We start from the raw sequence: 23,961 nt of genomic DNA, 5'->3' as shown, positions 1-23,961 counted from the left end.
GTGAGGAGACGACGACCCGCGCGCGGGTCACTCGGCGACGTCGCGGGTGATTCCCGCGCCGCGGAAGAACTCGGGGCGTCGGAACCGCTGCCAGAGCATGACCACGACGCCGAGGCCGAGGATCACGACGCCGAGGATGAACACGAGGCCGAGCCCGCCGATGTTCGAGCCCGAACCGTAGTCGGGGTCCATGCTGTCGATCAGCGTCACGACGAACAGCACCGTCAGGATGAGCCCGCCGGCCAGGGGCGCCACGAGCCGGAAGAACACGTTCCGTCCGCTGCGGAACCAGGTCCGGCGGAAGTACCAGACCGCCGCGAACGCCGTGATCCCGTAGTAGAAGCAGATCATGATGCCGAGCGTCGTGATCGTGTCCCAGAGCACGTCCTCGCTGACGAAGCGCATGATCGCGTAGAACGCGGCCGCGGTGATCGCCGACACGACGGTCGCGTAGCCGGGCGTGAAGAAGCGCGGGCTGACCCGGGCGAACTTCGACGGCAGCGCGCCGTAGTACCCCATCGCGAGCAGCGTGCGCGCGGGCGACACGAACGTCGACTGCAGCGACGCGGCCGAGCTCGAGAGCACCGCGAACGACATGAGGATCGCGAGGGGGCCGAGGATCGGGCCCGCGAGGTAGAAGAACGCGTTCTCCTGGATCTCGGGGTTGCCGAGGCCCACGCCCTCGGTGCCGACCCCGGCGAACGCGAGCGCGCCCATCGCGACGAACAGGTAGATCGCCACGACGATCGTGACCGTGAGGGTCGCGGCCTTGCCCGGCGTCGAGTTCGAGCCCTTCGTCTCCTCGTTCATGGTGAGGGTCACGTCCCAGCCCCAGAACACGAACAGCGAGACCGACAGTCCCGCGACGATCGCCGAGAACGAACCGACCTCGAGCGGGTTGAACCAGCTGAGCTCGACCTGGGTCGCGTCGAACGCGGTGCCGTTCGCGACGTGCCAGAACGCGGCGACGCCGAACCCGATCATGACGAGCAGCTGGAAGCCGACGAGCCAGTACTGCAGCTTCTGGGTCGTCTGCATGTCGCGGTACGAGATGAGCGTGGCGCCCGCGATGAAGGCCAGGCAGGTCGCGACGTTCACGAACGGGTTGCCGACGAGGTTCGCGATCTCGGGGTTGTTGAACGCCTGCGCGAGCGCCAGGTAGAAGAACTCGACCGCGATGCCCGCGAGGTTCGAGAGCACCACGACGGTCGCCGCGATGAGTCCCCAACCGGCCATCCAGCCCACCCACGGGCCGAACGCGCGCGTGGCCCACGTGAACGACGTGCCCGAGTCGGGCATCGCGCTGTTGAGCTCGCGGTACCCGAACGCGACGAGCAGCATCGGGATGAACCCGAGCAGGAAGATCGCCGGAAGCTGCGTCCCCACCTCGGCGACGGTCGGGCCGAGCGAGCCCGTCAGCGTGTACGCCGGGGCGATGCACGAGATGCCGATGACGATCGCGCCGATGAGCCCGACCGATCCGGCCGAGAGGCCCTTCTTCGACAGGCCGTGCTCCCGGGAGTCGACCGCGCGGGTCGCCTCGGTCAACGGAACGGGGCTGGGCTGTTGTTGCGACATTGCAGGAACCTTCAGGATCGGGTGTTGCGGGGCACCACGATCACGGGTGCCGGCAGCTCGCGCAGCATCTTCGCGGCCGTGGAGCCGAGGAACAGGTGGCGGGGCGCCGCGAGGCGGCTCGAGCCGACGAGGACGACCTCGCCGTCGTGCCACTCGAGTGCGCGCACGGATGCCTCGATGGTGTCGCCGGTCGCGACGACGGCGGTCGCGTCGACGCCGGCCGGCAGTGCCGCCCTGGCGTCGTCGAGGACCTTCTGCGCGCCGACGACGCTGGTCAGCTCGACGAGCGAGGTGTCGACCCCCGCGGGAAGGTCGACCGGGACGAGCGAGAGCAGCCGCAGCGGCGCGCCGGTCGCCGAGGCGAGGCGCACGGATGCCTCGAGCACCGGGCCCGGTCGGCTGCCGACGGCTGCGGTGACCCGGGTGACCCCGAGCCGGATCGGCGTCTCGCGGCTGCCCACGGGGGCGACGACGACCGGGACGTCGGCCGAGTGCAGCAGGTCGTTGGCGACCGATCCCACGCGCGAGCGCCCGAACAGGCCGCCGCGAGCGGCGCCGACGACGATGAGCGAGGCGTCGAACTCGTGCGCCGCCTCCATCAGGCCCTCGGCGAACGATTCCGCGTAGCGGACGTGCAGCGACTGCGGAACGCTCTCGCCGAGCTTGGCGGACGCTTCGGCCAGCCACCCCTGCGAGCGCTCCTTGACGTGCCGCTCGTAGCCCGGGTCGCGCGGCACGACTCCGCCGCGCGCGTCGATGGGCAGGACCATGACGACCTCGACCTGGGCGTCCGTCGACGCGGCGATCCGCCCGCCGAGCGCGAGGGCGTCGGCTCCGGCGTCGTCGGCGGTGTAGCCGACGAGCACCCGGTGCCCACCCGAGGCGCTCACGCGAGCTCCTCGAGGATCTGCTCGGCGACGAGGCGACCCATGCGGATGGCGCCGTCGACGTGCTGGTAGCCCTTGCCGGCCATGTCGGAGCAGGCGAAGCGGATCGGCCCGACGGGCGTGCGCAGGTCTGCGCCGTAGCGTGCGAGGCCGCCCATGTCGAAGCTCGCGGCGTATGCGCCGCGCGTCCACTCCTCGGAGCCCCAGTCGGACTCGTAGTAGACGACGGGGTGCTTGGCCTGGTCGCCGAAGTAGTGCGCGAGCGACTCGAGGATGCGCGACTTGCGCTCCTCGGCGGTCAGTTCGAACACCTCGTCGGCGGCTTCGTCGGAGACGAACCCGACGAGGGTGCCGCGCGGGTCGCCGTGGTTGGTGTTGTCGTAGGCCTCGTGGCAGAGCTCGTACGGGCTGAACGCGGTGCCCGACAGGCCCTGCTCGCGCCAGAACGGCGTCTCGTAGACGGCGTGCACCTTGATCACGAAACCCATCGAGATGTGCTGGTGGAGCTGGTGCTGGCGGCGCGGCAGCGGCGGGTCGTACGAGATGCGGTCGACGAGCACGGGCGGCACCGCGAGGACGATCTCGCGCGCGTGCACCTCGAGCTCGTCGGTCACGGCGACGACGGCTGCGGCGCCGGCCGCGGCATCCGCTTCCCAGCGCACCGTGCGCACGGGCTGGTTCAGCCGGACGCGGTCGCCGAGCCGCTCGGCGAGGCCGAGCGGAACCCGCTGGAGGCCGCCCACCACGCGCTTGTCGAGGATGAAGTCGGCGTCGACGAGGTGCGAGAACGACCCGGCGGATGCCGCCATGAGCAGTGCCTGCAGCGCGCTGAACGCGTGCGTGGGCTTGGTGAGCATCGCGCCGGCGATGAACATGCCGATGTTCAGGCGCGCCTCGACGTCGTGTGTCTGGGTCTCGAGCCAGTGCGCGAACGAGATCTCGTCGAGCTCCTTGGCGCGGGGGTGGGTCCACGGGGCGTCGGGGTCGATCTCGGCGACGAGCGCGTCGAGCTTGTCGATGAGGCCGACGATCTCGCCCTCGGTCCGTGCCGGTACGGGGAAGATCTCGCCCTCGAACAGGCGTCGCTCGCCGTCCTCGGCGATGTAGACGTTCTGGCCCTCGCGGTACCGCTCGTAGGTCTCGAGGCCGAGGTCGGCGAGCGTCTCGATGAGCGCGTCCTGGTCGGGCGAGACCCACTGGCCGCCGATCTCGAGCATCGCTCCGTCGATCTCGCCGGTCCAGAGGCGGCCGCCGACGCGGTCGCGCGCCTCGAGGACGACGACCTCGCGGCCGGCCTTGACGAGCTCGGTCGCGGCGGTCAGGCCCGCGGCTCCCGCTCCGACGATGACGACGTCGGTGTCGATGCGTTGCATGGTGATGCTGCCTTCGTTTCGTGGTGCGTGTGGGGCGGATGCCGCGGGGCGACGCGCTCGTGCGCCGCCGGTCGCGGCATCCGCCGTCCCGGTCAGAACGGGATCAGGGTGTACTTCGTGTCGAGGAACTCGTGGATGCCCTCGGCGCCGCCCTCGCGGCCGATGCCGGACTGCTTGACGCCGCCGAACGGTGCCGCGGCGTTGGAGACGAGTCCGGTGTTCAGTCCCATCATCCCCGTGTCGAGGCGGTCGATCATGCGGTGGCCGCGGGCGAGGTCCTGCGTGAACACGTAGGAGATCAGGCCGTATTCGGTGGAGTTCGCGAGGCGAACGGCGTCGTCCTCGTCGGCGAAGGTCGTGATGCCGAGGACCGGTCCGAAGATCTCCTCGCGGAGCAGGCGCGCGTCGGCAGACACGTCGCCGAGCACGGTCGGGGCGTAGAACGAGCCGGCACCGTCGATCGCCGAACCGCCGGCGAGGACCTTGGCGCCCTTGGCCACGGCGTCCTGGACGAGCTCGTCGGTCGAGGCGACGGCGTCCGCGTCGATGAGCGGGCCGATCGAGATGCCGTCCTCGGTGCCCCGGCCGACGCGCATCGACTGCACGCGCTCGGTGACGCGGCGCGCGAACTCGGCCGCGACCGACTCGTGCACGATGAAGCGGTTCGCCGCGGTGCATGCCTGGCCGATGTTGCGGAACTTCGCGACCATGGCCCCGTCGACCGCCTTGTCGAGGTCGGCGTCCTCGAAGACGACGAACGGCGCGTTGCCGCCGAGTTCCATCGAGGTGCGGAGGATGCCCTGCGCGGACTGCTCGATGAGCTTGCGGCCGACCTCGGTCGAGCCCGTGAAGCTGAGCTTGCGCAGGCGCGGGTCGGCGATGATCGGGCCCGAGACCTTCGACGAGCTCGTGGTCGTGACGACGTTGACGACGCCCTTCGGCAGCCCCACCTCTTCGAGCAGCTGCACGAACGCGATGGTCGTGAGCGGCGTGAGCGCGGCGGGCTTGACGACGACGGTGCAGCCTGCGGCGAGCGCCGGTGCGATCTTGCGGGTCGCCATCGCGAGCGGGAAGTTCCACGGCGTGATGAAGTACGACGGGCCCACGGGGCGCTGCGCGACGACGATGCGGCCGGTGCCCTCGGGGTTCGTGCCGTAGCGGCCGGTGATGCGCACGGCCTCCTCGCTGAACCAGCGGAGGAACTCGCCGCCGTAGTTCACCTCGCCGCGCGCCTCGGCGAGCGGCTTGCCCATCTCGATCGTCATGAGGAGCGCGAACTCCTCCCGACGCTCCATGAGCAGGTCGAAGGCCCGGCGGAGGATCTCGCCGCGCTCGCGCGGGGCGGTCGCGGCCCAGGCGTCCTGTGCGGCGACGGCCGCGTCGAGTGCGCGCATGCCGTCGGCGGCGGACGCGTCGGCGATCGTCTTGACGACCTCGCCGGTCGCGGGGTCGCGGACCTCGAAGGTCTTCCCGCCCTCGGCGGCGACCCAGTCGCCGCCGATGTAGAGGCCGTCGGCGACGGCGTCGAGGAGTGCGGATTCCTGCGTTGCAGTGGTCATGCTCGGGGTGTCCGTTTCGTTCGATGTGCGCCGGTGGCGCGGATTCTCCGGGTTGAGCCGGGTCACGGGTACAGGCCGCGGAGGCGGTGCGCCTCGGCGACGCGCTCGACGGCGAGCGCCGTGGCGGCGGTGCGGAGCGAGAGGTCGCGGGCCTCGGCGTAGCCGAGCACGTGACGCCACGCGCTGAGCATCCGCTCCTCCAGTCTGCTCTCGACCTCGTCGACGCGCCACCAGTACGCCTGGTTGGCCTGGACCCATTCGAAGTACGAGACGATGACGCCGCCGGCGTTGGCGAGGATGTCGGGGACGACGAGCGTTCCCTGCCCGCGCAGGATCGCGTCGGCAGCGGGCGTCGTGGGGCCGTTCGCGCCTTCGACGACGACGCGGGCGCGCACGTCGCCGGCGTTGCCCTCGTGCAGCACGCCCTCGACGGCTGCGGGCACGAGCAGGTCGACGTCCTGGGTGAGCAGCGCGTCGCGGTCGAGTTCGTCGGCGCCGGCGAAGCCGACGATGGAGCCGGTCGCGCGCACGTGGTCGGTGAGCGCCTCGAGGTCGAGGCCGCCGTCGCCCCGGATCGCGCCGTACTGGTCGCTGACCGCGAGCACCTTCACGCCGGCCTCGGCGAGGAACCGCGCGGCATCCGCACCGACCTTGCCGAAGCCCTGCACGGCCGCGGTGGCCCGCGCCGGCTCGATGCCGGCGTGGCGGAGCGCCGCGAGGGCGATGTGGGTCACGCCGCGGCTGGTCGCGGACGCACGACCCTGGGAGCCGCCGAGCGCGATGGGCTTGCCGGTCACGATGCCGGGCACGGTGTACCCGGAGTTGACCGAGTAGGTGTCCATCATCCAGGCCATGGTGCGCTCGTCGGTGCCGATGTCGGGCGCGGGGATGTCGCGTTCCGGCCCGATGATCGGCAGGATCTCGCTCGTGTACCGTCGCGTCACGCGTTCGAGCTCGCCGAGCGAGTGGTCGCGCGGGTCGATCGCGATGCCGCCCTTCGCGCCGCCGTACGGCACGTCGAGCAGGGCGCACTTCCAGGTCATCCACATGGCGAGCGCGCGCACCTCGTCGAGGTTCACGTTCGGCGCGTAGCGGAGGCCGCCCTTGGCGGGGCCGCGGCTGAAGTTGTGCTGCACGCGGTAGCCCAGGTACACCTCGGTCTCGCCGCTGTCGCGGCGCAGCGGCACCGCGACCGCCATCTCGCGACGCGGGGTCGCGAGCATGCGGTGCAGGCCGTCGCCGTAGCCGAGGAGCTCGATGGCCTCGGCCAGCTGGGCGCGGGCGTCGACGAGCGGGGTCGGCTCGGCGTCGGCGACCGCGTTCGCGGGCACGGATGCCGCGGCCGCCTGCTGCACGGTCGACGCCGTCGTCGCCGTCACGGGGTTCATGCGTTCCGCAGCCCTTCCGCGACGACCTCGAGGCCCTCGACGAGCAGGTCGTCGCCGATGGTGAGCGGCGGGAGGAAGCGGATGACGTTGCCGTAGGTACCGCACGTGAGCACGAGCACGCCGTTCGCGTGGGCGTATGCCGCGACCTTCGAGGTGAGGGCCGCGTCGGGCGCGCCGGTGGCGGGGTCGACGAGCTCGACGGCGACCATCGCTCCGCGGCCGCGGACGTCGCCGATGCGGGGGTCGGCGGTGCGGAGCGCGTTCAGGCGGCCGATGAGGACCGCACCGATCTGCTTGGCGCGCTCGATGAGGCCGTCCTCCTCGTAGGACTCGATCGCGGCGAGCGCGGCGGCGCAGGCGAGGGGGCTGCCCGCGTAGGTGCCGCCGAGGCCGCCGGCCATGGCGGAGTCCATGATCTCGGCGCGGCCGGTGACGGCCGAGAGCGGCAGTCCGCCGGCGATGCCCTTGGCGGTCACGATGATGTCGGGAACGATGCCCTCGTGCTCGCTGGCGAACCAGGCGCCCGTGCGGGCGAAGCCGGTCTGCACCTCGTCGGCGATGAAGACGACGTCGTTCGCGTTCGCCCACTCGACGAGCGCCGACAGGAAGCCGGGTGCAGGCACGATGAAGCCGCCCTCGCCCTGGATGGGCTCGATGATGATCGCGGCGAGGTTCTCGGCGCCGATCTGCTTCTCGATCTGGGTGATGGCGCGGGCCGCGGCCTCGGCGCCCGACAGGCCGCCGTCGCGGAAGGGGTAGCTGAGCGGCGCGCGGTACACCTCGGGCGCGAACGGGCCGAAGCCGTTCTTGTACGGGATGTTCTTCGCGGTGAGCCCCATGGTGAGGTTGGTGCGGCCGTGGTAGGCGTGGTCGAACGCGACGACGGCCTGCTTCTTCGTGTGGTGGCGCGCGACCTTGATCGCGTTCTCGACGGCCTCGGCACCCGAGTTGAACAGCGCGGAGCGCTTCTCGTGGTCGCCGGGGGTGAGTTCGTTGAGCTTCTCGGCGACCGCGACGTAGCCGTCGTACGGGGCGACCGTGAAGCAGGTGTGGGTGAACGCGTCGAGCTGGGCCTTGACGGCGTCGACGACGCGCGGGTTGGAGTTGCCGACGCCCGTGACGGCGATGCCCGAGCCGAGGTCGATGATCGAGTTGCCGTCGGCGTCGACGATGACGCCGCCGCCGGCTGCGACGACCGAGACGGGGATGGTGTGCCCGACGCCCTTCGCGACGGCCTGCGCCTTGCGGGCGATGAGCTCCTGCGAGCGGGGGCCGGGGATGGCGGTGACGAGGCGGCGCTCCTGCGGGAGGGAGGGGCCGCCGACGGTGGTGGCCGTGGGTTCGACGATGGTCATTGAAGGCTCCGATGCGGTGACGACGGTGGCGATGTCGGCTCATGGTAGGCACGCATGAGCGGATGCCACCCCTGACACGATGTACATCGAACCCCGGTTCACCGGCCGGACCGTACAAACCCATCGACGTGTGGGCAGTTGTCGCGGGTGCCCGACCTGCGGGACCCGCGACGACTGCCCACACGTCGGTGGTGTCGGACTCGCGGTGGGGCGTCAGCGGCGGGAGAGCTCCTTGACCTGCTGCGCGGCGACCGCGCGCGTTTCGGCGGCGGGCGCTGCGGCGGCCGAGGCGGAGGCGGCGAGGGGGTCGGGCGCGACCTGCCCGATCCTGGCGCGCCGCGACGCACGACCGATCGCGCGCAGCGACACGAGCCACTGCAGGCCGTATCCGATCAGGAACACCAGGAGCGTGAAGATCAGCGCCATCGCCGCACCCTGGTCGGGGGCGTACAGCTGCGCCGAGCGCGGGTTGATCAGCGCGTACATGTAGACCGAGAGCGGGCGCGACTCGGGAGTCGCGAGGAAGGCCGGCAGCGTGAACTCGTTCGTGCCGAGGATGAACATCTGGATCCACACCGCGAAGACCGTCGGCGCGAGCAGCGGCGTGACGATGCGACGGAAGCCCTCGAGGCGGCTCGCACCGCTGATCAGGGCGGCCTCCTCGAGTTCCTTGCGGATCTGCAGGGTCGCGCTGTACCCGGCGCGGTAGGCGATCGAGACGCGGTACGAGTAGGCGATCACGAGCGCCGCGATCGTGCCGGCCAGCGGGATGACGGGGTTGATGACCATGAAGGTCAGGAACATCGCGAACCCGGCGATCACCGCGGGGATCGCCACGGACGACGAGGCGAAGAGGTCCATGCTCTTCGTCCATCCGTTCGCGCGGCTCCGCGCGATGCCGTAGGCGAGCACGGTCGCCGCACCGCACGCGATCGTGGCGCTGCCGCCGGCGATGATGAGCGTGCGGCCCAGCGAGGCCCAGAACTCCCCGTCGCCGAGCACCTCGCCGAACGCGCTGAAGTGCGTCTGCTCGACGAGCGCCGTGAACGAGAACGCGATGGGGTACGGCGTGATCGCCGACCAGAACAGGGCGAACAGCGGCAGCACTGCGGTGAGGAGGACGAAGACGAAGATCGCGACGAGCACGGGGGCGCGCCATCCGCCGAGCTTCATCGTCGTGGGCCGGAACCCCTTGCCCGAGATCGACGCCCGCCGCTCCGCGTCGCGCGTCGCCCGCAGGTAGATCACGAACGCGATGGTGGTGATGACGAGGAACACGCAGCCCCAGGCTGCCGCGAGGCCGTACTGCGGCAACTCGCCCGCGCCCGCGCTGATCAGGGTCCACAGCTTCAGGGCGAAGATGTCCTTGCCGGACTCCTGCCCGAAGAGCAGGGGAACCTCGAGGCTTCCGAGGCCCAGGATGAAGGTGAGCACGGTGACGCCGAGGAGCCCCGGCCACAGCATCGGGAGCGTGACCCGGCGCAGCGTCTGGCCCCAGCTCGCGCCGGAGACGCGAGCGGACTCCTCGAGCGAGCCGTCCATGCCGGTGAGGATCGGCACGATCATGAGGTAGGGGAAGGTCACGTTCGTGAGCGATTGGATGAACACCATCGTCGAGAACGCGTAGGGGTCGATCACGAGGTCGCCGGGGAGCAGGCGCAGCAGCTGGTTGAGCACGCCCGACTCCGGCGAGAGCATCAGGAGGTACGCCTGCGCCTTGACGATCGGCGGGACGATGAAGGGCACGATCACGAGCAGGGAGATCATGCGCCGGAAGGGTGCGTCGGTGCGCACGGTCACCCAGGCGAGCCCGAACGCCATGAGCAGCGAGAGCACGGTCGAGCCCCCGACGAAGACGGCTGTCGAGCCGAGGACGTCCCAGAAGTCCTCGCGGAGCCCCCAGAGCGTGACGAAGTTCTCGGTCGACCATCGCGCCGTGGAGACGCCGAACGGGAGGAACGGACCACGGAAGGCCGTGATCACCTGCACCGCGAGCGGGATCGCGAGCAGCAGGAAGATCACCGCGCCTGCGATGGCGGTCGCGACGGTCATCCCGGTCGGCCGGGTCCGTCGGGCCTTCGTGGTCCGTTCCACCGTTGACATGGGTTATCCGTTCAGTGCCGCGTCGGCAGCGTTCGTGAGCGCGATCCACTCATCGCGGGTCGCTTCGGTCTCCGTCTCGGCGCCGTTCTCGATGCTCAGGAGCAGGGCGTCGGCGTTCTTCTCCATGAGGCCCGTCGCCTGCTCGAAGAGCGACGTCGGCAGGCCCGGGTAGGGCACCTGGGTCGTCGAGAACTGCTCGTCGGTCATCCGGAGCTCGAGCCAGTCGGGGTCGAACGCGTTCCACAGCGCCCACAGCATGGCGCCGGGCTTGTTGTCGGCGTCGATGTTGACCCCCGAGAACTGGGCGAACACGCCGGAGTGGTCGAACGGCTGGGCCGCGAGGCTCGGGTTCGGGTTGAACAGGGTCTGGTTGAGCGCGATCGGAACGTCGCCGCTGGAGAGCGGCGAGTTCTGGTCCTCCAGGACCTGCAGGGTGCCGGACGACTTGAGCTCGCCGATCAGGTCGACCATGGCGTCCTCACCCTCGGCCATGCCGTACCCGGAGAAGACGATCGGGTTGTAGTTCGCGATCGAGACCTTGCCCTCGTACTCGGGGGCGAGGAGCTCGTCGAGCGATGCGGGGGCCTCGATCCTGTCGGTGTTGACCTGCATGAGCGATCCGTTCATGCTGTCGGGCAGCATGCCGGCGCCGCCGAGCTCGAGGAACTCCTCGGGGATGCCGAACTGGGTCCAGTCGACCTCGTCCCAGTACCCCTCGTCGGTCATGGCCGCGGCGGAGAGCAGCGACCCCGAGAGCACGTCGGTGTTGCGTGCGCCCGTGGCCTGCGCCGAGATGACGGCGGACGGCAGGTTGTAGGTCAGTCCGCGCGTCTCGATCTCGATGTCGGGATAGCGGCCGTTGAACTCGGCGATCACCTCGGGCGAGAGCTCGTACCAGTCCCAGACCACGAGCCGACCTCCGTCGGTCTCCTTGGCCTGCTCGTAGAGCGCGTCCATCTGGCGGTCGATCTCGGGCCAGAAGTCCTCGTAGAAGTTCTCGCACCTCGTGAAGGCGCCGATCTCGACGGCCTCGCACGTCGCCCCGGTCGCGCCGTCACCGGCGGGCTCGAGTGCCGACGGTGCGTCTTCCTGGGGCGTGCTGCACGAGCTGAGCAGCAGCATTCCTGCTGCGGCGAGGGCGATGCTTCCGCCCCTGACGGTGCGTGGATTCATGATCCGGGTGTCCTCTCTGACGGTGGATCTCTCGGTGTGGTGGGGTGGGACTATGCCGCGAGCACGCGGCACGCCTGCGGGGCGAGCTCCAGGAACACGGTGCTCCCCTCGGTGGGCGAGTTCAGCGGGGCGCCTCGCGCGATGATCCGGCCGACCGTGGTCTGGCCGTCCAGGATCTCGGCCTCGTACTCGACGATCTCGCCGAGGAACTCGACTCGGGCGACGCGTGCCGGCAGGAGGTTGGGCCGGTCGACCGGCGCCTCGTGCCAGCGCACGCTCTCGGGACGGAAGGTCACCGTGACATCCGCTCCGGTGCCGCTCTCGACCGGGCACGGGGTCACCAGCCGGGTTCCGAACGCCTCCACGAGCGCGTCGCCGTTCGCGTCGCGATCGCGCACGACCGCGGGAATGAGATTCACCCGGCCGACGAAGTCCGCGACGAACCGATCGTTCGGCGCGAAGTACAGGTCGCGCGGCGACGCCTCCTGCACGATGCGCCCGCCGTTCATGACCGCGACGCGGTCCGACATCGAGAGCGCCTCGGACTGGTCGTGCGTGACGTAGAGCGCGGTGATCCCGAGTCGCTGCTGCAGGCTCCGCAGCTCGTTGCGCATCGTGTCCCGGAGCTTGGCGTCGAGGTTGCTGAGCGGCTCGTCGAGCAGGAGGAGCTTGGGCCGGTGGGCGAGGGCGCGCGCGAGGGCGAGTCGCTGCTGCTGGCCGCCGGAGAGCGCGGTGGCGGGGCGGTGCGCGTACGCGTCGAGCTGGACGAGTTCGAGCGCCTCCATCGCGCGCTGCTTGGCCTCCTTCTTCGGGAGTCGGCCGGAGGCGACCTGGAGGGGGAACACCGCGTTGGCGAACACGCTCATGTGCGGCCAGATCGCGTAGTTCTGGAACACCATTCCGACGTCGCGCTTGTCGGGCGAGACGTGTTCGGTCCCGGTGGAGAGCACGCGGTCGTCGAGCGAGATGACGCCGCCGTTGCTCGTCTCGAGTCCGGCGACGCACCTGAGGGTCGTGGTCTTGCCGCATCCGGACGGCCCGAGCAGCGACGTGAAGGTGCCGGGCTCGATGGTGAAGCTGACGCCCTTGACGACCGGCACGTCGGTGCCGTCGAGCTGGTAGTGCTTCTCGAGGCCGTCGACAACGAGGCGGCCTCCCTGTGCTGCGGTCATGTGTCGCTCAACTCTCGGTTGCGGTTCGAATGACGGAGGGTTCGGATACTGGATCCGGCGCCCGGGACGCCGGGGCGCGGCCGGGCGCGTCGCGGCGCTCCTCGCCCCACCCCACGGTGACCTTCGGCTTGGCGAAGAACAGCACCACGACGGCGCACAGCGCGAACGCCCCTGCCGCGAGCAGCAGCGATTGCGCCATCGCCGCGGAGAACCCGTCGGCGACCCCGTCGGGGAGGGGTGCGCCGCCGGCCGCACTGATCTGGTCCGCCTCCAGGCCCGGCAGGTAGGACGCGAGGCTGAGGCTCATGAGCGCGGCCACGGCCGCGGATCCGAGCACCGAGCCGACCTGGCGCGTGAGGGTGTAGACCCCGGACCCCGCTCCGGCGAACGCCCTCGGCAGGTTCCGCGTCGCGGTCGACGCGAGCGGCGCGAACACCCCGGAGATGCCGAACCCGAGCAGGGCGGAGGGCAGGAGCAGGAGCCACAGCGAGACGTCCGCACGCATCAGCGGGACGTAGCACCCGAGGGCGATCGCCGAGACCGACAGGGCGATGAACGAGACCCACTTCGGATCGATGCGGTCGCTGAGTCGGCCCACGAGCGGGGCGAGGGCGCCCGAGATGACCGCCATCGGCACGAGCATGAGCGCCGCCTGCGTCGGAGTGAGTCCGCGCGCGACCTGGAAGTAGAACACGAGCGGCAGCGGCATCGCGATCATCGCGATCCCCACGAGCGAGATCGCCACGTTGGACAGGCTGAAGTTGCGGTCGCGGAACAGCGCGAGCGGGAGCAGCGGCTCGGCGCGATTCAGCGCCTGCCACACGATGAAGACCGCGAGGAACGCGACCCCGGCGATGATGATGCCCCAGACCGTGACTGGCCCGACGATCGTGCCCCAGTCGTAGGTCTCGCCCTCCTGGATCCCGAACACGACGAGGAAGAGGCCGACCGCGCTGAGCACGACGCCGAGCCAGTCGAGCCGGTGCGACTGCAGCTCGAGGTTCGGGACGAACCGCCACGCCGCGACGAAGGCCACCACCCCGACGGGCACGTTCACGAAGAACACCCACTGCCAGCCGAGCGAGTCCACGAGCACGCCGCCGAGGATCGGCCCGACCAGCGTCGCCACGCCCGCGACGGAACCCCACAGGCCCATCGCGGCCCCGCGCTGGTTCGGCGGGAAGACGCGGGTGATCACGGCCATCGTCTGCGGCGTCATCATCGCGGCGCCGACGCCCTGGGCGGCACGGGCCGCGATGAGCATCGTGATCTCGCCCGAGAGTCCGCACCAGAGCGATGCGAGCGTGAACACGACCAACCCGGCCAGGTAGACGCGCTTCGGTCCGAATCGGTCGCCGAGCCGCCCGGTGATCAGTAGCGGCACGGCGTAGGCGAGCAGGTACGCGCTCGTTGCCCAGATCACCGTGGTCAGGTCGGTCTCGAGGTCCTCCATGATCGCGGGGTTCGCGATCGACACGATGGTCGTGTCGATCAGGATCATGAAGAACCCGATCACGAGGGCCCAGAGGGCCGGCCACGGCCTCGGGATCTGGTTCATGGTTCGCGCTTTCGACAGGGGATGGCGGAGGAGGGGGTCAGTCGCCGGCGGGGGTGCCGGCGCCGGGGAGTCCGACGACGGGCTCGCCGAGCAGCGGCGTGGACACGGCGTAGATGCCGTGGTTCGAGAAGAGCCAGATGAGGTTGCGGTCCCACTCGACGAAGATCCCGTGGACGGGCGCGGCGAGGTCGTCGTCGTCCTTCAGGCCCATCGGCGGCACGAAGTAGGCGCCGACCTTCGGGTCCTCGGGGTCGCGCACGTCGAAGATCTGCAGGCCGGCGGCGTAGAACGCGTAGGGGATCACGCCGCCGTGCGGGGTTCCGGTGTTCGTGAAGTAGCCCGAGCGCTTCGGCCCGAACGAGCCGCGGCGCTGCGCCCAGTCGGTGAACTTCGCCTCTGCGGGCGGGAGCGGCCGGGGCAGGGTGCGCACGACGCGAGGCTGCGTCGGGTCGCTCACGTCGATCTGGTAGATCTCCTTGGCGGGCTCGTAGCAGTCGGTGTTCATGGGGTAGCCCGACACGTAGACGTAGCCGGTCTCCTCGACCTGCGTCGTGTCGACGTTGTCGCCCTCGGTGCCCGCGACGCTCGTCGGAAGCTGGCACCAGCCGACGTGGTGGATGTTCGACGGGTCGGAGACATCCAGCACGAAGAAGCCCTGGCCGCCCTGCGCCGCGTAGGCGTAGCGGTAGCCCGACTCGACCGAGCGCGGCATGAACACGCCCATGCGGGAGCCGAACCACGAGGTCTTGTTGTTCCATCGGTCGTTGTCCGCGAGGTACTCGGAGTCGGACTCCTCGCCGGCGCGCGTGCCCGGCACCCACCAGGTCGAGAGCAGTTCGGGCTTGGACGGGTCGGTCATGTCGTAGGCGGCGTGGCCGGCGGCCCAGAGCGTGGTCTTGTAGGGCTGGTTCGTGAACGTGTTGTCGGGCGCGGTCGCGACGAAGAGGTACCTGTCGCCGTAGTAGACGGGCAGGTCGAGGACGCCGTTGCCCTCCTGGATCTCGTCCGGCCCGTGGTTCGGGTCGGTCGAGGTCTCGTTGACGAGGACCCAGTCGCGGGGGCTCGGGCCGTTCATCTCGAACGTGCGGAAGCCGCGCAGGCCCTCCCACTCGAGCAGCTGGCCCTCGACGGTGTCGTCGGTCCACTTGTTCGCCACGCGACCCTTGAGGAAGTAGCGCGGCGTCTCGCTCGCCTGGATCGCGAGGAACTTGCCGAGCTCGTCGTTCCACTGCACCGTGGTCGCGCCGAACTGGGGTCGGGGGTCGCCCCAGCCCCACTGCTCCTCGTCGACGATCTTCAGGTCGCGGGGGTCGGTGATGTCGTAGAGCTTCCAGTGGTTGCCGCCGCCGTAGTGCAGCATGTAGCGGGTGCCGTCGAAGTCGTAGATGCACTGCCACGAGTGGCTGGTGTTCACGACGATGGGGTAGAACGCCTCGGCGGTCGCGTTGAGCGCGTAGGTCTCGGGGTCGCGGTAGTCGAGCTGGCCGGGCCAGTCGACGAACACGTCGCGCGGCACCGACGGAGTGTGCGCGGGCGGCAGGAAGGTGCCGTCGGGCTGCATGCCCCAGCTTCCGGGCTCGGGGTCCGCGGGTTCCCCGGCCACGCGCTCGAAGTCCTCCGGGCGGTACTTCTTCGCATCGGGTACATAGGGGGATCCGGCCATGACGCCTCCAGAGTCGGGGTGCAACGGGTCGGCGCTTGCGGGCGCCGTCCCCATCAGCGTCACGGGTCGGATCGATGCTGTCCAATATCGATTCGGCTCCGAGCCATGACCATTCAGGCATGTCGGACTTCGCGTCCCCGGAGGGGTGCGCAGCACGCGCAGACCGTGCATGCTGTATCCGGGATCCAGTATCGAGCGAATCAGGAGGTCCGATGAGGATCGGAATCATCGGCCGCGGCGCCATCGGAACCGGCCTCATCGACCGGATCCTGACCACCGACGGCCTCGACCTGTCGTTCGTGCTGACCCGTCGACCGGCGACGACCGCGGAGCGATCGCCCGAGGCATCCGTCACCCACCTGACCGACGACCTGCTCGCCACGACCGACCTGGTCATCGAGGCCGCCCACCCGGACGTCGTCGCGCGCCACGGCGCACGCATCCTCGAACACGCCGACCTCATGGTCGTCTCGGCCGGAGGACTGGTCGACGACGCCCGCCGCGAGCAGCTCGTCGCCACGGCCCGCCGCCACGGCCGGCGCATCATCCTCCCGTACGGCGCCCTCGCCGGCCTCGATGCGCTCGCGGGTCGGTCGCACACCTGGCGGAGTGCATCCATCACCTTCGTCAAACCCCCGCAGGCGTTCGACCCGCCGCCCGCCGACCGCCGGAGCGCATCGGTGCTCTACGACGGCCCGGTGCGCGGCGTCGCCGCGAAGTACCCCCGCAACGTCAACGCCATGGTCACGTTCGCCCTCGCGACGACCGGACTCGACGACACCCGCGCCGTGCTGATCAGCGACCCCGCGCGCACCGACGCGTCGCTGGAGTTCGAGGCCACCGGCGAGGACGGCGGAACCCTGCGCGTCGCGAAGCACCAGCCGATGATCGGGGTCTCCGGGTCCGAGATGCCCGACGCGATCGCGCACTCGCTGATGCGCTGCGCGGGCGGGGGCGTCGGGCTGTGGTTCGGCTGATCCGGACGCGCGCCGGCGGCGGCCCCCGTGTCAGCCGCGGCCGGCACCCTCGGACGACTCGTAGTCCCGCTCGAACTCGGCCAGCTGCGCACCCACCTCCCGGAGATGCACGAGCAGGGCGGATGCCGCGGGCGAGGGCATCCGGTCCTTCGGCCTCGTCACGCCCACCGACCGCCTGATCGAGCTCAGCGGCGTGGGCAGGATCCGCAGCTCCCGGTCGTCCACCGCGATGAACATCGGCAGGGCGGCGATGACGTCGGTCGAGACGAGCAGGTTCCGCAGGGTCAGCATCGACGTGCACTCCACGCGATCCGCCGGAAGCGGCAGCCCCTCGTGGAAGAACACGGCCTCGAGCTCGTCGCGCAGCGCCGTCTGCGCGACCGGGAAGATCCACGGGAACGCGATCAGCTCGGCGAGGGAGGACGCCCGGTTCCCGCCGTGCACCGGATGGCCGGCCCGCGCGACCAGGCGGATGGGCTCCTGGTGGAGTCGCTCCTGCTCGAGCCGCACGGGAACCGTCGGCGAGAGCCGACCCACCGTGAGGTCCAGGTCGCCCGCGAGCAGCAGTTGCTGCAGCGTGTCGGGGGTGGCCTCGCGCACGACCACGGTCAGCCGCGGATGCTCGGCCTTGAGCGCGGCGATCGCGCGCGGCAGCAGCAGGTTCGACCCGGCCAGGTGCGTGCCGACGGTCACGGTGCCGAGCCGGCCGGTCTGCAGGAGGCGCACCTCCTCGTCCGCGGCGCGCAGTTCGGCGAGGACCGATCGGGCCCGCTCGATGAACGCCCGGCCGTACTCGGTGGGAGTGACGCCCCGCGGCATCCGCTCGAAAAGCTGGACGCCGAGCAGGTCCTCGACCTCGCGCAGGGCGCGGGTGACGACGGGCTGGGTGATGTGCAGGGATTCGGCGGCGCGGACGAGGGTTCCCTCGTCGGCGATGGCGGTGAGCAGGACGAGGTGACGGACCTTGAGTCGGCCGTCGAGCAGTCGATCGGAGACCATGACCCGTCACCATAGCCGTTCAGGCATGGCATCGCATCACAATGGCATTTGTCGGCATCGATCGGGATTCCTAACCTGAACCCATGCCTTCTTCGACGACGCCGGCACCGATCGCGGCCCCTCCCCCGACGCGCGGCGGTTCCCCCGCCCAGCTGCGCAACGTGATCGGCGGCGAACTCGTCGAAGGCGTCGGCACCTTCCAGAAGATCGACCCGGTCGACGGTGCGGTCATCGCCGAGGTGCACGAAGCCGGTCCCCGCGAGGTCGATCGAGCGGTCGCCGCCGCGCGCGCCGCGCTCGAGGGCCCCTGGGGGCGGATGCCGGTCGCCGAGCGCGCACGGCTGCTCCGCCGGGTCGCCGACCTCGTCGAACGCCGCAGCGAAGAGCTCGTGGCGGCCGAGGTCGGCGACACCGGCAAGCCCGAGACGCTCGCACGCGACCTCGACGTCGCACGGGCGGCGGCGAACTTCCGCGCGTTCGCCGACACCGCGTCGGCGGCAGGCCTCGACTCCTACCTCACCGAACTGCCCGACGGCCGACGCGCACTCAACTACGCCGTGCGCGCCCCGCTCGGCGTGGTCGCCGTGATCGTGCCGTGGAACCTGCCCCTCCTGCTGCTCACCTGGAAGCTCGCGCCGGCCCTCGCCTCCGGGAACACCGTCGTGATCAAGCCCTCCGAGGAGACGCCCTCGTCGGCGACGCTGCTCGCGCAGATCATCTCGGAAGCCGGCATCCCGGACGGCGTCGTCAACGTCGTGCACGGATTCGGGCCCGGATCGGCCGGCGAGCACCTCACCACGCACCCCGGCATCGACGGCGTCACCTTCACCGGCGAGTCGAGCACGGGCTCGGCCATCATGCGCGCGGTCGCACCCCGCGTCCGACCGGTCTCCTTCGAGCTCGGCGGCAAGAACGCCGCGGTCGTGTTCGCCGACGCCGACCTCGACGCGGCCATCGCCGGACTCGCGCGCTCGACCTACCTCAACACCGGCCAGGTCTGCCTCTGCACCGAGCGCATCTACGTCGAACGCCCGATCTTCGACGAGGTCGCGGTCGGGCTCGCCGAGCACGCCCGCCGGCTTCGACTCGGCCGACCCGAGAACCCCGCGACCACGACCGGTCCGCTGATCTCGGCCGCGCACCGCGAGAAGGTGCTCTCCTACTACGACCTCGCGCTCAGCGAGGGCGCCGAACTGCTCGCCGGCGGCGGCGTCCCCACGCTCGGGGACGGCCTCGACGGCGGATCCTGGATCGAGCCGACGCTCTGGACCGGCCTCGACAACTCCCACCGCACCGTGCGCGAGGAGATCTTCGGGCCGGCGGCGGTCGTCATGCCGTTCGACACCGAAGACGAGGCGATCGCGCTCGCCAACGACACCGAGTACGGCCTCGCCGCCGTCACCTGGACCAGCGACCTCACCCGCGGGCACCGCGTCGCCCAGCGCATGCGCGTGGGCATGTCCTGGGTGAACACGTGGTACCTGCGCGACCTGCGCAGCCCGTTCGGCGGCGTGGGCCTCTCCGGCATCGGCCGCGAGGGCGGCATGCACTCGCTCGACTTCTACACCGAGCCGACGAACGTGTGCGTGCAGCTGTGAGCGCGAACGCCACGCTCGACGCGACCACGCTCGACGCCGCCGCCGCCCGGCTGCGCGAGGCCGCGGCATCCGGGACCGCCTGTGCACCCGTACGCGACCTCATCGGCGACCTCGACCAGGACGCCGCGTACGCCGTGCAGTCCCGCGGCATCGATCGGCGGGTCGCCGAGGGCGCCCGCGTCGTCGGCCGCAAGATCGGGCTGACCTCGCCCGCCGTCCAGTCGCAGTTCGGGGTGCACACGCCCGACTACGGCGTGCTCCTCGACGACATGGTCGTGGCCGACCGCGAACCGGTGGACCTCGGGCGCTTCCTCCAGCCGCGCATCGAGGCCGAGGTGGCCTTCGTCCTCGGGCGCGACCTCGACTCCCCCACCGCCCACGTGGCCGACGTGATCCGCGCGACCGAGTTCGTGCTGCCCGCGATCGAGGTCGTCGACTCGCGCATCGCGAACTGGGACATCCGCATCACCGACACGATCGCCGACAACGCCTCGAGCGGCGCCGTCGTCCTCGGCACGACCCCCCGCACGCTCGACGGGTTCGACCTCACCGCCGTCGGCATGCGCCTGGACCACCGGGGCGAGCCCGTCTCGACGGGAGCGGGCGCCGCGTGCCTGGGCAGCCCGATCATCGCGGTCGCCTGGCTCGCGCGAGCCGTCGCCCGGCACGGCCGGCCGCTGCGCGCCGGCGAGATCGTGCTCTCGGGTGCCCTCGGCCCCATGGTCGCGGCCGCACCGGGCGTCTTCGAGGCCCGGTTCGACGGGTTCGGCGAGGTCCGGACCGAGTTCACCGCCGCGCGCACCGACGCGCACCCCACAGGAGGAATCGCATGACCACCGGCGTGGCCATCATCGGATCGGGCAACATCGGCACCGACCTGATGATCAAGATCAAGCGCCTGTCCGAGCGCCTGCGGATCGTCGCGATGGCGGGCATCGACCCGGACTCGGACGGGCTCGCGCGGGCCCGACGGCTCGGCGTCGCGACGACCCACGAGGGCGTCGACGGGCTGGTGCGCCTGCCCGAGTTCGCCGACGTGGAGCTCGTGTTCGACGCGACGTCCGCCTCGGCCCACGCGCGCAACGACGCGGTCCTTCGCGACCACGGGCGCATCGTCGTCGACCTGACGCCGGCGGCGATCGGCCCGTACGTCGTCCCGACCGTGAACCTCGGCGAGCACCTCGCCGCGACCAACGTGAACATGGTCACGTGCGGCGGTCAGGCCACGGTCCCGATGGTGGCGGCCGTGTCCCGCGTCGCGCCCGTCGCCTATGCCGAGATCGTCGCCTCGATCGCGTCGAAGTCGGCGGGGCCCGGAACCCGCGCGAACATCGACGAGTTCACCGAGACCACGGCGCGCGCGATCGAGGCCATCGGCGGCGCCGGGCGCGGCAAGGCGATCATCGTGCTGAACCCGGCCGACCCGCCGCTCATCATGCGCGACACCGTCTACTGCCTGGTCGAGGGCGACCTCGACCGCGACGCGGTGCGGGCGTCGGTCGCCCGCATGATCGCGGAGGTCCAGGGCTACGTCGGCGGGTACCGCCTCAAGCAGGACGTGCAGTTCGACGCGGTCGACGAGGCGTTCGTCCCGGCGCTCGGGCGGCCGTTCCGGGGCACCCGGGTGACCGTCCTGCTGGAGGTCGCGGGCGCCGGCCACTACCTGCCCGAGTACGCGGGCAACCTCGACATCATGACCTCGGCCGCGCTGCGCACCGCCGAGCACCTCATCGCCGAGCGGACGGGAGCGGCGGCATGACCGCGACGACACCACGGGTCTACCTGCAGGACGTCACCCTGCGGGACGGCATGCACGCCATCGCCCACCAGTACAGCGTCGACGAGGTCCGCACGATCGCCGCGGCCCTCGAGGCGGCCGGGGTCGATGCGATCGAGGTCGCGCACGGCGACGGCCTCGGCGGGTCGAGCGTCGCCTACGGGCAGGGCGCACGCACCGACGAGCAGTGGATCGAGGCCGCCGCGTCGGTCCTGCGCCGGGCGAAGCTGACGACCCTGATCCTGCCCGGCATCGGCACCATCGACGACCTCGCGCGGGCGCGCGACCTCGGCGTGAGCAGCGTGCGGGTCGCGACCCACTGCACCGAAGCGGATGTCTCCGCCCAGCACGTCGGCTGGGCGAAGGAGCACGGCATGGATGTCTCGGGGTTCCTGATGATGAGCCACCTGAACGACCCCCGGGGCCTGGCCGAACAGGCGCGCCTCATGGAGTCCTACGGCGCGGACTGCGTCTACGTCACGGACTCGGGCGGCCGGCTGACCATGCGCGATGTCGCCGAACGCATCGACGCGTACCGGGATGTGCTGGATCCGTCGACCGAGATCGGCATCCACGCGCACGAGAACCTCTCGCTGAGCGTCGCGAACAGCGTCACGGCGGTCGAGCACGGCGCGTTCCGGGTGGACGCGTCGCTCGCCGGCCAGGGCGCCGGTGCCGGCAACACCCCGATCGAGGCGTTCGTGGCGGTCGCAGATCTGCTCGGCTGGGAGCACGGCGCCGACCTGTTCGCACTCCAGGATGCGGCCGACGACCTGGTCCGCCCGTTGCAGCGGCGCCCGGTCCGCGTCGACCGGGAGACGCTCACCCTCGGGTACGCCGGGGTCTACTCGAGCTTCCTGCTGCACGCCGAACGGGCCGCCGAGCGTCACGGCCTCGACGCCCGCGACATCCTCGTCGAGCTCGGCCGTCGGCGCATGATCGGCGGCCAGGAGGACATGATCGTCGACGTCGCCCTCGACCTCGTGGCCGAGCGCACCCGTGCCGGCGACGCGGAACCGGCTGCTGGGGTCCCCGCATGAGCGCGGTCGACCGGCTCGCGGCGGTGCTCGACGACGCGCAGGTCGGTGCCGGCGCCGTCGAGCAGCCCTCGTCCGACTCGCCGCTCGACCTCGCGACCGCCTACGCGGTCCAGCACGCCCTGATCGCGAGGCGCACGGCACGCGGCGAGCGCGTGATCGGCCTCAAGCTCGGGTTCACGAGCCGCGAGAAGGCCCGCCAGATGGGCGTCCACGACGTGATCATCGGCACGCTGACCGACGCCATGCGCGTCGAGGAAGGCGGTCGCGTCCCCGCCGGGCGCGGCATCCACCCGCGGGTGGAGCCCGAGGTCGCGTTCCTGCTCGGCCCGTCGATCGGGGATCCGGACGCCGACCCCGCGACCGCGATCGTCGCGGTCGCACCCGCGCTCGAGGTCATCGACTCGCGGTACCGGGACTTCCGGTTCGACCTCGGCGACGTGATCGCCGACAACACCTCAGCGTCCTCGTTCGCGATCGGACCGTGGCGCGCCGCCTCCGATGCCGGCCCGCTCGAGAACCGCGCGGTCGCGCTCGAGATCGACGGCCGGATGGTGTCGACCGGCTCCACCGCGGCGATCCTCGGCGACCCGGTGCGCGCGGTCGCGACCGCGCGCCGCCTCGCCCGTGCGCACGGGCTCGTGCTCGAAGCCGGGTCGGTGCTGCTCGCCGGCGCCGCGACGGCCGCCGTGCCGCTGCCCGCTCGCGGAACGGTTTCCGCGACGATCCACGCGCTCGGGCGCGTGGCGATCGACGTCGACGAGGAGGAGGGCCGGCGATGACCGACCATGCGATCACCGTCACCGGGGGCGTCACGCCTCGCGGACGATTCCCGCACGCCAAGCGCGCGGGCGAGTTCGTGTACGTGTCGGGCACGAGCAGTCGGCGACCCGACAACACCATCGCGGGCGCCGAGGCCGACGAGTTCGGTGCGACCCGGCTCGACATCGCGATCCAGACCCGCGCGGTCCTCGAGAACATCGGGACGATCCTGGCCGAGGCCGGGTGCACGCTCGAGGACCTCGTGCAGGCGACCGCGTACCTCGTCGACATGAACGACTTCGCCGCGTACAACGCCGTCTGGGCGGAGTACTTCGACGAGACCGGACCGGCCCGGACCACGGTCGCGGTGCATGCGCTCCCGCATCCGCACCTGCGCGTCGAGATCCAGGCCGTCGCCCGTCATCCGGGGCCCTCGGTCCCGGACGACTCCACCACCAACACCACCGAGGAGCAGCCATGACCACCATCCCGCCCGTCATCGACTTCCCAGCCTGGATCCGCGAGCACGAGCACCTGCTCAAGCCGCCCGTGAACAACAAGGCGGCGTGGGAGCCCATCGGCGACTTCATCGTGCAGGTCGTCGGCGGCCCGAACCAGCGCACCGACTTCCACTTCGACCCGTACGAGGAGTGGTTCTACCAGTACCGCGGCAACATGCACGTGAACATCCAGACCGACGAGGGCCTGAAGCGGATCGACATCCGCGAGGGCGAGATGTGGCTGCTTCCCGGCAACGTCTTCCACTCGCCGCAGCGCCCGGAGCCCGGCTCGATCGGCATCGTCATCGAGCGCATCCGCGAAGAGGGCACGCTCGAGAAGTTCGCGTGGTTCTGCCCGAACTGCAACACGAAGGTCCACGAGGTCGAGCTGCAGGTGCGCGACATCGTCGAGGACCTGCCGCCCGTGTTCCGCGAGTTCTACGAGAGCGAGGAGGGTCGCACCTGCCCCGAGTGCGGCACCGTCCACCCCGGCAAGGGCTGA

General features: G+C 70.9%; 20 protein-coding genes. 8 read left to right on the top strand and 12 right to left on the bottom strand.

Features of this window, described 5'->3' with window-relative positions:
- Positions 1–27 precede the first annotated feature (27 nt).
- From DSM26151_RS02190 to DSM26151_RS02140, 11 genes are all read right to left on the bottom strand, one after another.
- A complete protein-coding gene (locus DSM26151_RS02190; RefSeq protein WP_234660792.1) occupies positions 28–1,578 on the bottom strand; it encodes an APC family permease in 1,551 nt (516 codons plus the stop codon).
- 11 nt (positions 1,579–1,589) lie between these two features.
- Positions 1,590–2,468 carry a universal stress protein gene (locus tag DSM26151_RS02185; protein ID WP_234660791.1) on the bottom strand — a complete coding sequence of 293 codons (879 nt, stop codon included), beginning with the start codon at positions 2,466–2,468 and terminating at the stop codon, positions 1,590–1,592.
- A complete protein-coding gene (locus tag DSM26151_RS02180; protein WP_234660790.1) occupies positions 2,465–3,838 on the bottom strand; it encodes a flavin monoamine oxidase family protein in 1,374 nt (457 codons plus the stop codon). The genes DSM26151_RS02185 and DSM26151_RS02180 overlap by 4 nt, the downstream gene beginning before the upstream one ends.
- A 92-nt stretch (positions 3,839–3,930) precedes the next feature.
- The gene (locus DSM26151_RS02175; RefSeq protein WP_234660789.1) at positions 3,931–5,397 is read right to left on the bottom strand and encodes an NAD-dependent succinate-semialdehyde dehydrogenase; all 1,467 of its coding nucleotides are present in this window, start codon (positions 5,395–5,397) and stop codon (positions 3,931–3,933) included.
- Between the two features lie 62 nt (positions 5,398–5,459).
- On the bottom strand, positions 5,460–6,785 hold the full coding sequence (locus DSM26151_RS02170; protein WP_234660788.1) for a Glu/Leu/Phe/Val family dehydrogenase: 1,326 nt from the start codon (positions 6,783–6,785) through the stop codon (positions 5,460–5,462).
- Positions 6,782–8,140 (bottom strand): 4-aminobutyrate--2-oxoglutarate transaminase, encoded by a 1,359-nt coding sequence (gene gabT / locus DSM26151_RS02165; RefSeq protein WP_234660787.1) that lies wholly within the window; start codon positions 8,138–8,140, stop codon positions 6,782–6,784. The genes DSM26151_RS02170 and gabT overlap by 4 nt, the downstream gene beginning before the upstream one ends.
- Positions 8,141–8,353: 213 nt before the next feature.
- Positions 8,354–10,243, bottom strand: a complete 1,890-nt coding sequence (locus DSM26151_RS02160; protein ID WP_234660786.1) for an ABC transporter permease — start codon at positions 10,241–10,243, stop codon at positions 8,354–8,356.
- A 3-nt stretch (positions 10,244–10,246) separates the two neighbouring features.
- On the bottom strand, positions 10,247–11,416 hold the full coding sequence (locus DSM26151_RS02155) for a type 2 periplasmic-binding domain-containing protein (protein WP_234660785.1): 1,170 nt from the start codon (positions 11,414–11,416) through the stop codon (positions 10,247–10,249).
- Positions 11,417–11,466: 50 nt separating this feature from the next.
- Positions 11,467–12,588: an ABC transporter ATP-binding protein gene (locus DSM26151_RS02150; RefSeq protein WP_234660784.1), complete on the bottom strand. Its 1,122-nt coding sequence runs from the start codon at positions 12,586–12,588 to the stop codon at positions 11,467–11,469.
- A 7-nt stretch (positions 12,589–12,595) separates the two neighbouring features.
- Positions 12,596–14,146 carry a DHA2 family efflux MFS transporter permease subunit gene (locus DSM26151_RS02145; protein WP_234660783.1) on the bottom strand — a complete coding sequence of 517 codons (1,551 nt, stop codon included), beginning with the start codon at positions 14,144–14,146 and terminating at the stop codon, positions 12,596–12,598.
- A gap of 37 nt (positions 14,147–14,183) precedes the next feature.
- On the bottom strand, positions 14,184–15,809 hold the full coding sequence (locus DSM26151_RS02140) for an LVIVD repeat-containing protein (RefSeq protein WP_234660782.1): 1,626 nt from the start codon (positions 15,807–15,809) through the stop codon (positions 14,184–14,186).
- A gap of 212 nt (positions 15,810–16,021) precedes the next feature.
- Between DSM26151_RS02140 and DSM26151_RS02135 the strand changes: the two genes are divergently transcribed.
- Complete coding sequence (locus DSM26151_RS02135; RefSeq protein WP_234660781.1) at positions 16,022–16,786, top strand: aspartate dehydrogenase domain-containing protein; 765 nt, start codon at positions 16,022–16,024, stop codon at positions 16,784–16,786.
- Between the two features lie 30 nt (positions 16,787–16,816).
- On the opposite strand, the gene DSM26151_RS02130 is transcribed toward DSM26151_RS02135, so the two are convergent.
- A complete protein-coding gene (locus tag DSM26151_RS02130) occupies positions 16,817–17,785 on the bottom strand; it encodes a LysR substrate-binding domain-containing protein (RefSeq protein WP_234660780.1) in 969 nt (322 codons plus the stop codon).
- An 83-nt stretch (positions 17,786–17,868) separates the two neighbouring features.
- Here DSM26151_RS02130 and DSM26151_RS02125 point away from each other — a divergent pair, with 83 nt between their 5' ends.
- From DSM26151_RS02125 to DSM26151_RS02095, 7 genes are read left to right on the top strand one after another with little or no spacing between them, the layout of a single operon-like run.
- Positions 17,869–19,383, top strand: coding sequence for a 2-hydroxymuconic semialdehyde dehydrogenase (locus DSM26151_RS02125; protein ID WP_234660779.1), 1,515 nt, complete (start codon positions 17,869–17,871; stop codon positions 19,381–19,383).
- A complete protein-coding gene (locus DSM26151_RS02120) occupies positions 19,380–20,216 on the top strand; it encodes a 2-keto-4-pentenoate hydratase (protein WP_234660778.1) in 837 nt (278 codons plus the stop codon). Before DSM26151_RS02125 ends, DSM26151_RS02120 begins: the two co-directional genes overlap by 4 nt.
- A complete protein-coding gene (locus DSM26151_RS02115) occupies positions 20,213–21,142 on the top strand; it encodes an acetaldehyde dehydrogenase (acetylating) (protein ID WP_234660777.1) in 930 nt (309 codons plus the stop codon). Before DSM26151_RS02120 ends, DSM26151_RS02115 begins: the two co-directional genes overlap by 4 nt.
- On the top strand, positions 21,139–22,200 hold the full coding sequence (gene dmpG, locus DSM26151_RS02110; protein ID WP_234660776.1) for a 4-hydroxy-2-oxovalerate aldolase: 1,062 nt from the start codon (positions 21,139–21,141) through the stop codon (positions 22,198–22,200). Before DSM26151_RS02115 ends, dmpG begins: the two co-directional genes overlap by 4 nt.
- Positions 22,197–22,979 carry a 2-keto-4-pentenoate hydratase gene (locus DSM26151_RS02105; protein ID WP_234660775.1) on the top strand — a complete coding sequence of 261 codons (783 nt, stop codon included), beginning with the start codon at positions 22,197–22,199 and terminating at the stop codon, positions 22,977–22,979. Before dmpG ends, DSM26151_RS02105 begins: the two co-directional genes overlap by 4 nt.
- Complete coding sequence (locus DSM26151_RS02100; protein WP_234660774.1) at positions 22,976–23,440, top strand: RidA family protein; 465 nt, start codon at positions 22,976–22,978, stop codon at positions 23,438–23,440. The genes DSM26151_RS02105 and DSM26151_RS02100 overlap by 4 nt, the downstream gene beginning before the upstream one ends.
- Entirely contained in the window at positions 23,437–23,961 is a 525-nt protein-coding gene (locus DSM26151_RS02095) for a 3-hydroxyanthranilate 3,4-dioxygenase (protein WP_234660773.1), read from the top strand. Before DSM26151_RS02100 ends, DSM26151_RS02095 begins: the two co-directional genes overlap by 4 nt.

Origin of the sequence: Agromyces marinus (genome assembly GCF_021442325.1) — a bacterium.
GTDB classification, from domain to species: domain Bacteria; phylum Actinomycetota; class Actinomycetes; order Actinomycetales; family Microbacteriaceae; genus Agromyces; species Agromyces marinus.
This window is presented reverse-complemented; position numbering and strand designations above follow the sequence as displayed.